Genomic DNA, 15,051 nt, shown 5'->3' on the forward strand with positions numbered 1-15,051 from the left:
TACCTATGTCTGCACTCAATAAAATGATGGGCTACCTCGGTTTGGTAGATACCGATGAAGAAGCTCAACAACAAGAAGCAACTCCAGTTCGCAACACTGAACGTCCAGCACGCGAGATAGCACGTCCATCTCGTGATCGCGCCGGCGTAACCGTCGTTGGTTCAACTGTCGCAGCTGCTCCAGTTCAAGAGTCGAATTACCACATCATCACTTTGCAACCACGTTCATACTCTGAAGCCCGCAAAATGGGCGAGCACTACCGCGAAGGTAATCCAGTCATCATCAATCTCGATGATATGGAAGAGAGCGAACGTAAACGTCTAGTCGACTTCGCAAGTGGACTTGTATTTGGTTTACACGGACGTATCGAACGAGTTAGCCATAAAGTCTTCCTTCTCTCACCTGCAAATGTAAATGTAAGCAGCGAAGATAAGACCGCTGCAGCACAGGCAAGTTTCTTTAACCAGAGTTGATTTAAGAACCTTCCCTCTCAGTTAATGATTACTTCACTCCTGCTCACGCTACTTGATCTCTTCAAGTATGCACTTTTCATTCGCTTAATTGTTGACTACGCCAGAATTTTTGCACCTAATTGGCGCCCTAAATCTTTCTTGATCGCTTTCTTCGAATTGATTTATTCAATAACCGATCCACCAATGAAATTTGTTGGTCGCTTCGTGCCACCACTGCGTTTGGGTGGAGTAGCAATTGATCTTTCATTTATCGTTCTCTTGATCGGCATTAGCCTGGCCAAGAGCATCATCATCGTCGTACTTTAAATATAACTTTCTAAGCTTTTTTAAGTACTACTTCGATCCCAAGTTCATTATCGCTAGTTGCAATCGTTTCATCGCGCTCGAACTCGAGAGCAAGTACTTCATCGCTGATATGCGCCTTTGCACTTGAAATTGCAGATAGAACTGATTGTTCCGCGTTCCAGCGAACTTTGATCCGGTCCGAGATCTCAAAGCCATCGCTCTTGCGACGTTCCTGGATAAAGCGGATTACTTCACGAACGTTTCCGGCCTCAATTAACTCAGGTGTTAGCGCTAGATCAAGAGCTACCGATTCGCCATCGTGGCTAGCAACCATCCAGCCAGATTTCGGCACTTCAGTCACAACGAGATCAGCTAAATCAATCTCCCATGTGCCCACTTTGGCGCTACCAGATTTGCGAAGACCCTTAACAAGTTCTGTTGGATCGGTAGCAGCAATCGCCTTAGCAATATCTTGAACCTCTTTGCCAAACTTAGCGCCGAGTGATTTGAAGTTAGCCTTTACAGAGATATCAACTAAATCTCCATCGGCATCGGCGATATCGGCTAGATCGATCACATTTAACTCATCTGCGATCTGTTCCTTCATATCTGTTGGCAGAGTCGACCAGCCATTTGCAGAAATCAGAGCGCGTTGCAACGGTTGGCGAATCTTGATCGCCGATTCAGCGCGAGCAGAACGGCCCAATTCAACAACGCGTCGAGTCATCGCAACTTGCGCATTTAGTTCTAGGTTAATTCGGGAAGGATCGGCGATAGGGAAATCTGTTAGGTGCACAGAGGCGGCAACGGATGGATCTGCAACCTTTACCAACTCTTGCCAAACATGCTCGGTAATAAATGGAACCATCGGTGAAAGTAGCTGAGTCAGCGAGACTAGACATTCATGAAGTGTTGCCAAGGCAGCGGCGTCGCCATCCCAGAAACGACGACGCGAGCGTCGCACATACCAATTAGAAAGGTCATCGATAAATCTGGCTAGCGCCTTACCTGCGTTCTGTGAATCAAATTCTGAATATGACTTATCAACTTCTTGAACGAGTGCGTTTAACTCGCTGATGATCCACTTATCCATCATCGAGCGATCCTTGAGCGCTGGTGATTGGCTTAGCTCAAATCCCGATGCTTCGGCATAGAGAGTATGGAATGAGATCGTGTTCCAGTAAGTAAGTAAGGTCTTGCGTACAACATCGCTGATCGCATCGTGGCCAACGCGGCGCGCAGACCAAGGAGAACCGGCGGCCAACATGTACCAACGCACCGCATCCGCGCCATGTTGATCCATTAGCGAAATCGGTTCGAGCACATTGCCCAGGTGCTTACTCATCTTGCGACCATCTTTATCAAGGATGTGGCCGAGGCAGAGCACGCTCTTATATGAACTTTGATCAAAGACCAAAGTTCCAATAGTCATCAGCGTGTAGAACCAGCCGCGCGTTTGATCGATCGCTTCGCAGATAAAGTCAGCAGGATAAGCAGCTTTAAATTTTTCAACTGAACCTGGCTTATGTGGATAGCCCCACTGAGCAAATGGCATGGCGCCTGAGTCATACCAACAGTCGATAACTTCAGGTACGCGATTCATAACTTTGGAACATTGCGCACATGGGAAGGTAATGTCATCAACAAATGGGCGATGCGGATCTAGGTTAGAAAGTTCTTGCCCGGCAAGCGCGCCGAGTTCAGCGAGTGAATCAACGCAGATTTCATGCTTATCTTCACAACGCCAGATCGGTAGTGGCGTTCCCCAGAAACGATTTCGCGATAGCGCCCAGTCAATGTTGTTATTGAGCCAATCACCGTAACGACCACTCTTAATTGTCTCGGGATGCCAATTGGTCTTGTTATTCTCGCGGATCAACTCATCTTTAATTGAGGTAGTGCGGATATACCAAGATGGTTGTGCGTAATAAATAAGAGCAGTGTGACAGCGCCAGCAGTGTGGGTAAGGGTGCTCAAATGGCTGGTGCTTATATAAAACACCGCGTGATTTAAGTTCCTTAACCAAAGTCTTATCGGCTTCCTTAAAGAAGAGCCCGCCAACTAGTGGAACTTCTGGCAAAAACTTTCCATCAGGTGCGATTGGATTTACAACAGGAAGTCCATAGCCACGGCAAACCGCTAAATCGTCTGCGCCAAAGGCAGGGGATTGGTGAACTAAGCCAGTTCCATCTTCAGTTGTTACATATGTTGCAAGAACGATGAAGTGTGAATCAGGAATTTCAATCAAATCAAGTGGACGCTTATAAGTAACTCGCTCGAGGTCCTTACCCTTAATCACCTTAAGAACTTTTACTTCACCGGTCAGGGAGCTAAGAAGCGCTTCTGCAACAACTAGGACTTCCCGGTTTTCTTCAACCACAACTTCAGCGACCGCGTAATCAACATCTGGATGAACTGCAACAGCGGTATTTGAAACTAAGGTCCAAGGCGTAGTTGTCCAGACAAGAAGCGCGGCACCAAGATCTGCTAACTCACCAGATGTAACTGGGAAGCGAACATAGACCGAAGGATCGGTAACTGTTTCGTATCCCTGTGCTAATTCATGATCGGACAGGCCGGTTCCACAACGCGGGCAATATGGTGCAACGCGGTGATCTTGAACGAGGAGACCTTTCTTCCAGATTTCCTTTAAGCTCCACCAAACGCTTTCGACATATTCGGGAGCCATCGTCCAATAAGCCTGATCAAAATCAACCCAGAAACCCATCCGGTTGGTCATCGTTGTAAATGCATCAACGTGGCGAGTTACAGATTCGCGACACTTATCGTTAAACGCTGCAATTCCATATTTCTCAATATCGCCTTTTCCAGAAAAACCTAACTCTTTTTCGACCGCGATTTCTACAGGTAGGCCATGGCAATCCCAACCTGCTTTGCGAGTTACATACTTACCCTTCATCGTTTGATAACGCGGGAAGACATCTTTAAATACACGCGCTTCGATGTGATGCGTTCCGGGCATTCCATTGGCTGTTGGAGGGCCTTCATAGAAAGTCCAAGGTTGTGCGCCTTCTCTTGCCTGTGTGCTTGCCTCAAAAATCGAATTCGTGCGCCAGAAATCTAGGATCGAACGCTCCATACCTGGGAGGTCGATCGCAGCGGGAATTGGGCGCATCTTTGGAGAATTCATAAGGAGGCGAGTCTAACGCCCGCCTTGCGCAGAACTGTTCAAGAATTTGTGCGGGCTATGAGTGGCAGAGTTGGTGGCGCGTGGAAAAGGGCATAAGGTGCGCGGCGTGCCAGCAAAAAAGAAGACCGTGAAGAAGCCGGTTAAGAAGGTAGCCAAGGCAAAGAAGGCGCCTGCTAAGAAAGCCGCGGCCAAGAAAGCTTCTGCCAAGAAAGTTGCTAAGAAAGCTCCTGCTAAGAAAGTTGCTAAGAAAGCGCCAGCTAAAAAAGCCGCTGTTAAAAAAGCGCCAGCCAAGAAATCTGCCTTGAAGAAAGCGCCAGTTCGACCTTTCCCATCTAAGGCTGGAAAGACAACTCTTACCGTTGATGAAAAATCTCAAACAGTTAGCGTTGCAACAGTTGTTGCGCCAGTTGCTGCTCCAGTAATTGAAGAGCGCCGTCTAGTAATGCCCCCACCTCCGCGCCCAGTAAAGAGTGGAAAGAAAGTTGCGCCACTTAAACCAATCAAAGCAGCGCCTACTCCGGTAACTGCCAGCGATGGTGAAGCGCCATGGTCGGCTGCAGAGTTAAAGGCAGTTAGAACTGAAATCTCTGCTGATCTTGAACGCCTGCGCCGTGAACTTGCACTAGTAGAAGCAGAGATGGATGAGTTGATTTCTGATTCTGGTGAAGGCGCTGGAGATGATCAGGCAGATTCAGGTACGAAAACCTTTGAACGTGAGCATGAGATGTCTCTGGTAATTAACGCGCGCGATATGGTTTTGCAAACAGAGCGCGCTCTTGAACGAATCGACAATAAAACTTATGGAAATTGCGAAGAGTGCGGCAGCCCAATCGGTAAAGCCCGCCTTCAAGTATTTCCGCGTGCGACGCTCTGCATGATCTGTAAGCAGAAGGAAGAGCGGCGCTAACGTGCGCCTTTCTCCACTTAGCAAACGTCTCTACTCAATCGCCTGGGCTATTTGGCTAATTGATTTCGCTACCAAGACTTGGGCGATCGCTAATTTAGATTCCCGAGATCCCATTAAATTGATTGGCTCATTTCTACAGTTAACGCTAGTTAAAAACTCAGGAGCAGCATTTAGCTTTGCGACAGGTGCAACTCTTATTCTCTCAATATTTGCTTGTTGCGTCGTAGCCGCAATTGCTTACTACGCACCAAAGATCACCTCAGAGGGATGGGCGATCGTGATTGGTCTAGCCCTTGGTGGAATCGTGGGCAATTTAACTGATCGAATCTTCCGTGCACCGGGCTTATTTACCGGCCATGTGATCGACTGGATTGAGTTGCCAAATTGGCCGGTATTTAACATCGCAGATACCGCTATTGTGGTTGCAACAGCGATCGCAGTGGTCCTGTCAATAAAAAATATTTCTCCGATAGAGCCAGCAAATATCGAGAAAAAAGATCGTTCCGAGGAGGCGTAAATGTCACGCGAAGCGCGCACATTAAGCGTTCCTGAAGGAGTTGCAGGCGAGCGTATCGATAGCGCGCTAACTCGTGTTCTCGGGCTCTCTCGAACCGCAATCGTAAAACTTTTAGAAGATGGCGACATCACAACTTCTGGTCGTGCGATGGCTAAATCAGAGCGCGTAACCAGCGGACAAGTTATCGATGTCTTAATGCCAGAACCGCTGAATCAAGATCCAATTCCGCTAACTCCACTTGATGGGTTACGAGTTGTTTACGATGACGAACACATCGTTGTAGTTGATAAGCCGGTTGGTTGTGCAGCGCACCCAAGCCCAGGATGGATGGGGCCAACAGTTGTCGGCGCACTTATGGCTGCTGGTTACACAATATCTACTTCAGGTCCTGCCGAACGCGCGGGAATCGTTCATCGCTTAGATGTTGGCACGAGCGGTTTAATGATCGTTGCCAAAACTGATGTTGCCTACACACGATTGAAGGAAGCATTCCGTAACCACGAAGTGGAAAAGACTTATCACGCACTCGTGCAGGGACATATGGATCCTGTTTCTGGAACCATCGATGCACCAATCGATCGTCATCCCAAAGAAGATCATCGCTTCGCAGTAATTGCCGAAGGAAAAGAGAGCATCACTCACTACGAAGTTATCGAGTTCTATCGCTCCGTCTCACTCGTAAAAGTTGAACTCGAAACTGGTCGCACACATCAAATTCGCGTGCATTTTTCTGCGTTAAATCATCCACTCGTGGGGGATACAACTTATGGCGCAGATCCAGTCCTTGGTAAATCGTTAGCCATGTCACGTCCGTGGTTGCACGCCCTTGAACTTCGCTTTAAACATCCCGTCTCATCAGAAGAGCTCATTCTCAACGCTCCCTATGCACCTGACCTTCAGGCTTGCTTGGCGTTGCTATCCGAGGCTGTTCTGCCGTAACGACTAATCTTGTGCAACTGTGACAACCGAAAACCCAACCCAGCCAAAAGCGAGTAAAGATTCTTTTGTGCACCTTCATGTGCACACTGAATACTCAATGCTCGATGGTGCCGCACGTATTGGCGATCTCGTAGAAGAAGTAGCGCGCCAAGAGATGCCGGCGATCGCAATGACTGATCACGGAAATGTGTTCGGCGCTTTTGATTTTTATAAGCAAGCGGTCAAGGCGGGCGTTAAACCAATCATTGGTATCGAAGCTTATGTGGCTCCAGAATCGCGCTTTGATAAGAAGAAGGTTCAATGGGCCGATGGTGGAGATGACGATGTTTCAGGCGGCGGTGCATATACGCATATGACCATCTTGGCCGAGAACAATCATGGTCTGGCTAATTTATTTAGACTCTCTTCTCTTGCTTCCCTTGAAGGTTATTACTACAAGCCGCGTATGGATCGTGAACTACTCTCTAAATATGCAGATGGCTTAATAGCAACTACTGGTTGCCCAGGCGGAGAAATCCAGACTCGCCTGCGTATGGGAAATTACAAAGAAGCGATGCGCGCGGCAAGTGATTACAGAGATATTTTTGGGGCACATAATTTCTTCCTTGAGTTAATGGATCACGGTATTGATGTTGAAACCCGCGTTAAAGAAGATCTCATCAAACTTGGCCGCGAACTTAAACTTCCGCTGCTTGCGACAAATGATCTGCACTACACCCGACACGAAGATGCGCCTGCACATGAAGCCCTGCTCTGCGTGCAATCTGGTTCCACTCTGGCAGATCCAAAGCGCTTTAAATTCGATAACGATGAGTTCTATCTAAAGTCACCTGCGCAAATGCGCGAGCTCTTTAAGGATCTGCCTGAAGCCTGCGATAACACCCTGCTCATCGCCGAGCGCTGCAATGTAAAACTTCGCGAAGGCGAAAATCTCATGCCCGCCTTTGCGGTGCCGCCAGGTGAAACAGAAGATTCTTGGTTACGTAAAGAGGCAGAGCGCGGGCTGGTTACACGTTTTGGAGATAAGGCAACAGATGCTCATCGCGTTCGGTTGAGTTACGAATTAGATGTAATGGCCAATATGGGATTTCCAGGTTACTTCTTAGTTGTTGCTGACTTAGTTGCGCATGCCAAGAAAGTTGGAATCCGTGTTGGTCCTGGTCGCGGCTCTGCTGCGGGCTCATTAGTTGCGTATTCACTCGGAATTACCGGCCTTGATCCAATCGAACACGGCTTACTCTTCGAGCGATTCTTAAATCCAGAACGTATCTCTATGCCTGATATCGATCTGGACTTTGATGAACGTCGGCGCAGCGAGATGATCCGTTATGCAACTGAGAAATACGGCGAAGATCGCGTAGCCCAGATCATCACCTACGGCACAATTAAATCTAAGCAATCAATTAAAGATGCAACACGCGTTTTAGGCTATCCCTATGTAATTGGTGAGAAGTTAACGAAAGCGCTTCCACCTTCAGTGATGGGAAAAGATATTTCACTCGCTGGAGTATTCGATTCACAAGACTCGCGCCATGGCGAGGCTGGCGAATTTCGCGAGCTCTATAACACCGACCCTGGTTCAAAGAAGGTTGTTGATTTAGCGCGCGGACTCGAGGGACTCAAGCGCCAATGGGGCGTGCATGCCGCTGGCGTCATCCTTTCGCGTGAACCACTTCTTGATGTAATCCCAATCCATCGACGCGAAGCCGATGGGGCAATCATCACCCAGTTCGATATGGGCGCTTGCGAATCAACAGGCTTGTTAAAGATGGACTTCCTGGGTCTTCGCAACTTATCCGTACTAGATGACGCACTACTAAATATCAAAGAGAATCAAGGAATAGATGTAGTCCTTGAAGATCTACCACTGTCAGATCAAAAGACATTCGAACTCTTATCACGCGGTGACACACTTGGTGTATTTCAACTCGATGGTGGACCAATGCGCGCACTCCTTCGCAGCATGGCGCCAGATTCATTTGCCGACATATCTGCGGTTATCGCGCTCTACCGCCCTGGTCCAATGGGCGAAAATGCACACAATAACTATGCCGATCGCAAGAACGGACGCAAACCAGTTGAACCAATTCATCCAGAGCTCTCTGAAGTTCTCCAAGAAATTTTGGGGGATACCTACGGTCTTATTGTTTATCAAGAACAAGTAATGGCGATCGCCCAGAAAGTTGCCGGGTTCTCACTTGGTCGTGCAGATCTTCTACGTAAGGCGATGGGTAAGAAGAACAAGGAAATTCTGGATAAGGAGTACATACCTTTCGAAGCTGGTATGAAAAAGAATGGATTCTCAACCGCCGCTATCAAACGTTTATGGGATGTTCTTATTCCCTTCTCTGACTACGCATTTAACCGAGCACATAGCGCAGGTTACGGTGTTGTTTCATTCTGGACCGGTTATTTAAAGGCGAATTATCCAACCGAATATATGGCAGCCCTGCTTACCAGTGTGCGTGATGATAAAGATAAGTCAGCGCTTTATTTATCCGAATGTCGTCGCATGGGTATCAATGTTCTGCCGCCCGATGTCAATGAATCAAATGCTGAGTACACGCCTCGCGGCAAAGATATTCGCTTTGGGCTTGCTGCAATCCGTAACGTTGGTGAAGGCGTAGTCGCTTCCATAAAGTCTGCCCGTACAACCAAGGGTGCCTTCACCTCATTTGGTGATTTCCTCGCCAAGGTAGATGCGCAAGTTTGCAATAAGAAAACAATTGAATCTTTGATTAAGGGTGGAGCGTTTGATTCGCTAAACCATCCACGTAAGGCTCTAATGTCTGTTCACCTAGAAGCTATTGATTCGGTAATCGAAACCAAGCGAGCAGAGGCGATCGGTCAATTTGATCTCTTTGGAGGCGAGTCTATGACGCAAGTTTCAGGTCTGGAAATTGAGATTCCAAACTTCGAATGGGATAAGTCAACGCTGCTTAGTTTTGAACGCGAAATGCTGGGCCTCTATGTTTCAGATCATCCACTGCTTGGTGTTGAACATATTTTGCGTTCCAATACCGATATGTCTATTAGCGCGCTACAAAGTGATGAAAGTACGCCAGATGGCATGGTCACTTTGGGCGGCTTGATTACAGGCGTTCAACGCAAAGTTTCTCGCACAGGTTCATCGTGGGCGATTGTTAGTCTGGAAGATCTGGAAGGCGCTATAGAAGTTCTCTTCTTCTCAAATACTTACAACCAATATGCACTTACCTTGATTGAAGATCGCGTTGTCACTGTTCGCGGTCGCTTTGAACGGCGCGATGATGTACTGCGCTTTACGGCTCTTGAAATGAAGTCGCTCGATGTTTCGACTGGCCCCATTGGACCATTATTAATCTCTTTGCCAATCGCGCAGTGCACACCACCAGTAGTAGATCGCATGAAGGAAATTCTGCGTTCACATCCCGGCAAACGCGAAGTACATATGCAGATCGATGACCAAGGCGTACTAACAACGATGAAGATCGATGCACTCGTAACAGCATCGCCGAGTTTGAGCGCAGATCTGAAATCTATCTTGGGGCCAGACTGCTTAGTTCGAATGTGATTTTGCGCTTTATCGCCTAATTTTATTGGCAACGCCCCGAAGAGGTGGCAGCCGTTAGACTTGCCCCATGATTCGCTCGCTTGATCTACGCGGTAAAGCTCTTACTAAAGCGGGCTACCAGAAAGCTATTCCGCGAGCGAAGTTAGATATCGCAGCCGCCCTAGTTGCGATTGAGCCAATTCTGCAAAAAGTTAAATCAGGTAACGAGGCAGACTTAATGCAACTTGCCGAGGAATTTGATGGCGTTCGACCACCTTCAATCCCCGTTCCACAATCTGCTTTAGATAAAGCACTTGCCGATCTAGATCCAAAGATTCGCGCCGCACTTGAACTATCGGCTGAGCGAATCCGTAAAGTTCACAACGATCAAACCCGTGGCGTAACTTCTACGAAAGTTGTTGATGGGGGAGTTGTAACCGAGCGCTGGATCCCGGTTGACCGAGTCGGTTTATATGTTCCTGGTGGTCGCGCCGTTTACCCAAGTAGCGTCTTAATGAATGTCATCCCAGCACAGATCGCCAAAGTTTCTAGCATCGCTGTTGCATCACCACCACAGAAAGAGTTTGGCGGACTTCCGCACCCAACGATTCTTGCTGCTTGTGCACTCCTTGGTATCACTGAGGTTTACGCAGTCGGTGGAGCACAAGCAATCGCGCTCTTTGCCTATGGCATGGATGGCCTCTGCGAGAAATGTGATTTGGTCACTGGTCCAGGCAATATCTATGTCGCTGCTGCTAAGCGCGCTCTCCGCGGTGTTATCGGTATTGATTCCGAGGCAGGCCCAACTGAGATTGCAATTTTGGCTGATGAAAGTGCGCGCGCAGGAGATGTTGCCGCAGATCTAATTAGCCAGGCCGAGCACGATGTTATTGCCGCTGCAGTTCTAGTAACAACTTCTGAAAAATTAGCAGGCGATGTTGTTAAAGAGTTGGAAGTCAGAGTCGCCAAGACGAAACACTCAGCCAGAATCCGTGAGGCACTTTCTGGTATTCAATCTGCAATCGTTCTGGTTGATTCAATTGAACAAGGATTAGATGTCGTAAATGCCTATGCAGCAGAACACTTAGAGATCCAAACCCAGAACGCTGCGAAAGATGCGTTGAAAATTCGTAACGCTGGCGCAGTCTTCATCGGACGCTTCTCACCAGTCTCACTTGGCGATTATTCAGCAGGTTCAAACCACGTACTCCCAACAGGTGGATGTGCCTGCCACAGTAGTGGGCTATCTGTACAAACCTTCTTACGCGGGTTGCACTACATCGAATATTCGAAGGAAGCATTTATTGATATTTCACAGACCGTGATTACTCTTGCAAATTCAGAAGATTTGCCAGCACATGGTGAAGCGATGACCGCGCGTTTGGAAGATTTATGAGTGAGAAGAAATGGCCACTTTGGCTGCCACTTCGCGATGATTTAACTTCTCTTTCCCCATATGGAGCGCCACAGGTTCCAGCTGAGGCGACGTTAAATACCAACGAGAATCCTTATGCTCCATCTCCTGAACTCGCACAAGCGATCGCCGACCGCGTGCATAGGGTTGCTACAACTTTAAATCGCTATCCAGATCGTGATGCCACAGTTCTGCGCGCGGCTCTTGGTAAATTTATAAATACTCTATCTGGAACAAATTTCACAGCAGATTCAATCTGGGCAGCCAATGGCAGTAACGAGATTATCCAATCTCTTTTCATGGCATTCGGTGATCGAGGCGCACTTGGATTTACACCTTCATATTCAATGCACCCGCTAATCGCCAAGGTAGTTGGCGTTACTTGGCAAGATGGAGGACGTCGCGCAGATTTCACTTTAGATACCGCCAAGGCGATCACGGAGATTTCGGGAAAGAAACCAGCCCTAACTTTCGTGACAACTCCAAATAATCCAACCGGCACTCTTCTAAAAATCGGCGAGATTGAAGAGTTAGCAAAGGCGACAGCACAAGTTAACGGTTTGCTAGTCGTTGATGAGGCTTATGCAGAATTTTCTAGCGAAATATCTGCCGTCACGCTAATTGAAAAGTATCCAAATGTGGTGGTTATTCGAACCATGAGTAAAGCATTCGCTTTCGCCGGTGCGCGCGTGGGTTATTTAGTGGCCAACCCCGATGTCGTGGATGCGATGTTTCTGGTGAGATTGCCTTACCACTTAAGCGCAATTACTCAGGCAGCTGCTGAAGTTGCACTTGAGTATCAAGGCGAACTTTTAGGAACTGTTGCGACGCTGATTGATTCACGTGGGAAAGTTATTGCTGAGCTGGAATCCATGGGCCTAACCGTTGCTCCAAGCAGCGCAAACTTCATCATCTTCTCAGGATTTAACTCAGAGCCAGCGCAGATCTGGCGCCAACTTCTCGATCGCGGTGTTCTGATTAGAGATGTGGGATTATTAGGGCACTTGCGTATGACCATTGGCAATGAGGCCGAGAATCAGAAATTTGTTGGCGCCTTAAAAGAGATTTTGCAGAAGTAATTTAATACCAAGCTAATGGAGATAAATAGATGAGAACAGCCCGAGTAGAACGTAAAACTAAAGAGTCCCACGTAATTGTTGAGTTAAACCTCGATGGTGTCGGTGAGATATCAGTTGATACTGGCGTGCCATTCTTTGATCACATGCTTTCACAGCTTGGAAAGCACTCCGGTTTCAACCTCACTGTAAAGACAACAGGTGATATAGATGTCGATTCTCATCACACGGTTGAAGATACTTCACTGGCATTTGGACAAGCGCTACGCGAAGCACTCGGGGACAAAATTGGTATCCGTCGCTTTGGTGATGCCATGGTTCCACTTGATGAAGTTCTAGTTCAGGCAGCAGTTGATCTTTCTGGTCGTCCATATCTAGTTCACCGCCAACCAGAAATCGTTGAGTTAATCGGAACTTTCGATACCACTCTTGGTAAGCACATCTGGGAATCAATCGTTGCCGAAGCTCACATCGCACTGCATATTCGCGTTTTAGAAGGACGCAATGCCCACCACGTATTTGAAGCACAATTTAAAGCGGTTGCTCGCGCACTTCGCGATGCAGTTTCCCTTGATGGCGGAATCGCAGGAGTTCCTTCAACAAAAGGTTCGCTTTAATAGTGATCGCAATCCTTGATTACGGTTCTGGAAATTTAAGGTCGGCACAACGCGCTTTCGAGCGCAGCGGTAAAGAAGTTGTCGTTACATCTGATCGCGAGATCGCACTCAATGCGCAAGGGTTAGTGGTTCCGGGCGTCGGTGCATTTGCGGCATGTATGCGCGGTTTAGTTGCAGTTGGGGGAGATGCGATTGTTCGCGAACGCCTTGCTAAGCAACGTCCAACTTTAGGAATCTGTGTTGGAATGCAAATTCTCTTCAGAGATGGCGATGAACATACCAACGGGCCACTGCACCAAGGCGTTGGCATCTGGCAAGAGAGCATCACCAAGTTAGATGCGCCGATATTGCCGCATATGGGTTGGAATACCGTAGAAGTCTCGTCAAACTCGAACTTGTTTAAAGGAATAGAAGATCAGTCCTTCTACTTTGTTCACTCTTATGCGGCAAAGAAGCCAGTTGGTATTGCACAGGCGTGGAGCACGCACAATGAAAAGTTTTTGGCGGCGGTAGAAGACGGTGCTATTGCAGCGACGCAATTTCATCCTGAGAAATCTGGCGATGCCGGTCTTGCGTTAATTAAGAATTGGGTTGGGATGCTATGACGACAAACAATCACCAAGTAAATTATCTGGAGCTCTTGCCAGCAGTGGATGTTAAAGATGGCAAAGCAGTTCGCTTAGTCCAAGGTGAACTTGCTCAAGAAAGTATCTATGGCGCACCTCTTGAAGTCGCACTCGAGTTTCAAGCAGCGGGAGCTGAATGGCTTCACCTAGTTGATCTAGATGCAGCATTTGGTCGCGGCGAAAATACATCTTTGTTAGCCGAGGTCGTGGGTCGCCTGGATATAAAAGTTGAACTCTCTGGTGGCATTCGTGACGATGAATCTTTAAAGCGTGCATTGGCCACAGGATGTACTCGCGTAAACCTTGGCACTGCCGCTTTAGAAAACCCCGAATGGACAGCGCGCGTGATTGCCGAACACGGAGATCGCATCGCAGTCGGTTTAGATGTCCGTGGTCATGTTTTAGCGGCACGCGGTTGGACTAAAGAAGGCGGCGATCTCTTCGAAACAATTGAGCGTCTGGAGCGCGATGGCTGCTCTCGTTACGTTGTCACCGATGTTACAAAAGATGGAACGCTCCAAGGTCCAAACCTAGAACTACTTAAAGAGGTATGTGCGGCAACTAAGAAGCCGGTTGTTGCCAGCGGTGGAATCTCATCTCTTGCCGATATCACTGCACTTTCATCACTTCATGCAATTGGAGTTGAAGGCGCAATAGTTGGTAAGGCTCTTTATGCAGGTGCGTTCACCCTTGAAGAAGCTTTGGCGATCACTAAGGGCGCGAAGTAAATGGCGTTATCTATTCGGATCATTCCCTGCCTTGATGTAACCGAAGGACGCGTAGTAAAGGGAGTTAACTTCACCGATCTGGTTGATGCGGGTGATCCAGTTGAGATGGCATCTCTTTACAATCTAGAAGGCGCCGACGAGCTAACTTTTCTAGATATCTCTGCCAGCAGCAGTAACCGCGAAACAACTTTGGATGTAGTGCGCAAAACGGCTGAACAAGTCTTTATCCCGTTAACAGTTGGCGGCGGCATTCGCTCGGTTGATGATGTGGACCGTTTACTGCGCGCCGGTGCAGATAAAGTTTCAATCAATACATCTGCCATTGCGCGCCCTGAATTAATCGCAGAAATCGCCGATCGCTTCGGCTCTCAAGTTTTAACCATCTCTATTGATGCGCGCCGCGCAAGAACCGAATCAGGATTTGAAGTTACAACGCATGGTGGTCGACAGAGCGCCGGGCTTGATGCTCTTTCATGGGTTGAAAAAGCTTGTGCACTTGGAGCAGGAGAGATCCTGCTCAACTCAATGGATGCCGATGGAACTCGCGCGGGCTATGACATCGGAATGATTACCGCGGTTCGCGCCATCTCTAAAGTTCCACTAATCGCCAGCGGTGGTGCAGGCGCGCTAGAAGATTTTGCCGCTGCCCTTGATGCTGGCGCAGATGCGCTACTTGCAGCAAGCGTCTTTCACTTTGGAATTCACCGCATAGGTGATGTGAAGCGCTATCTAAGCGCGCAGGGTTATTCCATTCGCAACAACGCAACTGCGTAAGGCAGAATAAGC

General features: G+C 48.1%; 13 protein-coding genes. 12 read left to right on the plus strand and 1 reads right to left on the minus strand.

Annotated elements, in window-relative coordinates; genetic code table 11:
- The first annotated feature begins 5 nt into the window (after positions 1-5).
- Together A1sIIB60_RS07370 and A1sIIB60_RS02870 are read left to right on the plus strand one after the other, a co-directional pair.
- Complete coding sequence (locus A1sIIB60_RS07370; RefSeq protein ID WP_095670999.1) at positions 6-473, plus strand: cell division protein SepF; 468 nt, start codon at positions 6-8, stop codon at positions 471-473.
- A gap of 24 nt (positions 474-497) precedes the next feature.
- A complete protein-coding gene (locus tag A1sIIB60_RS02870) occupies positions 498-779 on the plus strand; it encodes a YggT family protein (protein WP_095671000.1) in 282 nt (93 codons plus the stop codon).
- Between the two features lie 10 nt (positions 780-789).
- Here the strand turns inward: A1sIIB60_RS02870 and ileS are convergent, their stop codons facing one another.
- Positions 790-3,909, minus strand: a complete 3,120-nt coding sequence (ileS, locus tag A1sIIB60_RS02875; protein ID WP_095689053.1) for an isoleucine--tRNA ligase — start codon at positions 3,907-3,909, stop codon at positions 790-792.
- Positions 3,910-4,015: 106 nt separating this feature from the next.
- On the opposite strand from ileS, the gene A1sIIB60_RS02880 reads away from it, so the two are divergent.
- From A1sIIB60_RS02880 to hisF, 10 genes are all read left to right on the plus strand, one after another.
- Positions 4,016-4,816, plus strand: a complete 801-nt coding sequence (locus tag A1sIIB60_RS02880) for a TraR/DksA family transcriptional regulator (RefSeq protein ID WP_223298725.1) — start codon at positions 4,016-4,018, stop codon at positions 4,814-4,816.
- Between the two features lies 1 nt (position 4,817).
- On the plus strand, positions 4,818-5,333 hold the full coding sequence (gene lspA / locus A1sIIB60_RS02885; protein WP_095689054.1) for a signal peptidase II: 516 nt from the start codon (positions 4,818-4,820) through the stop codon (positions 5,331-5,333).
- Positions 5,334-6,272, plus strand: a complete 939-nt coding sequence (locus A1sIIB60_RS02890; RefSeq protein WP_095671004.1) for an RluA family pseudouridine synthase — start codon at positions 5,334-5,336, stop codon at positions 6,270-6,272.
- 19 nt (positions 6,273-6,291) lie between these two features.
- The gene (gene dnaE, locus A1sIIB60_RS02895; protein ID WP_095689055.1) at positions 6,292-9,825 is read left to right on the plus strand and encodes a DNA polymerase III subunit alpha; all 3,534 of its coding nucleotides are present in this window, start codon (positions 6,292-6,294) and stop codon (positions 9,823-9,825) included.
- Between the two features lie 67 nt (positions 9,826-9,892).
- The gene (hisD, locus tag A1sIIB60_RS02900; RefSeq protein WP_095689056.1) at positions 9,893-11,200 is read left to right on the plus strand and encodes a histidinol dehydrogenase; all 1,308 of its coding nucleotides are present in this window, start codon (positions 9,893-9,895) and stop codon (positions 11,198-11,200) included.
- The gene (locus tag A1sIIB60_RS02905) at positions 11,197-12,297 is read left to right on the plus strand and encodes a histidinol-phosphate transaminase (RefSeq protein ID WP_095689057.1); all 1,101 of its coding nucleotides are present in this window, start codon (positions 11,197-11,199) and stop codon (positions 12,295-12,297) included. Before hisD ends, A1sIIB60_RS02905 begins: the two co-directional genes overlap by 4 nt.
- Positions 12,298-12,326: 29 nt before the next feature.
- A complete protein-coding gene (gene hisB, locus A1sIIB60_RS02910; RefSeq protein ID WP_095671008.1) occupies positions 12,327-12,911 on the plus strand; it encodes an imidazoleglycerol-phosphate dehydratase HisB in 585 nt (194 codons plus the stop codon).
- Positions 12,912-12,913: 2 nt separating this feature from the next.
- Positions 12,914-13,516, plus strand: coding sequence for an imidazole glycerol phosphate synthase subunit HisH (gene hisH / locus A1sIIB60_RS02915; protein ID WP_095689058.1), 603 nt, complete (start codon positions 12,914-12,916; stop codon positions 13,514-13,516).
- On the plus strand, positions 13,513-14,265 hold the full coding sequence (gene priA / locus A1sIIB60_RS02920) for a bifunctional 1-(5-phosphoribosyl)-5-((5-phosphoribosylamino)methylideneamino)imidazole-4-carboxamide isomerase/phosphoribosylanthranilate isomerase PriA (RefSeq protein ID WP_095671010.1): 753 nt from the start codon (positions 13,513-13,515) through the stop codon (positions 14,263-14,265). Before hisH ends, priA begins: the two co-directional genes overlap by 4 nt.
- The gene (gene hisF / locus A1sIIB60_RS02925) at positions 14,266-15,039 is read left to right on the plus strand and encodes an imidazole glycerol phosphate synthase subunit HisF (protein WP_095671011.1); all 774 of its coding nucleotides are present in this window, start codon (positions 14,266-14,268) and stop codon (positions 15,037-15,039) included.
- The last annotated feature ends 12 nt before the right edge of the window (positions 15,040-15,051 follow it).

The sequence above is a fragment of the Candidatus Planktophila lacus genome, assembly GCF_002288385.1.
GTDB lineage: Bacteria > Actinomycetota > Actinomycetes > Nanopelagicales > Nanopelagicaceae > Planktophila > Planktophila lacus_D.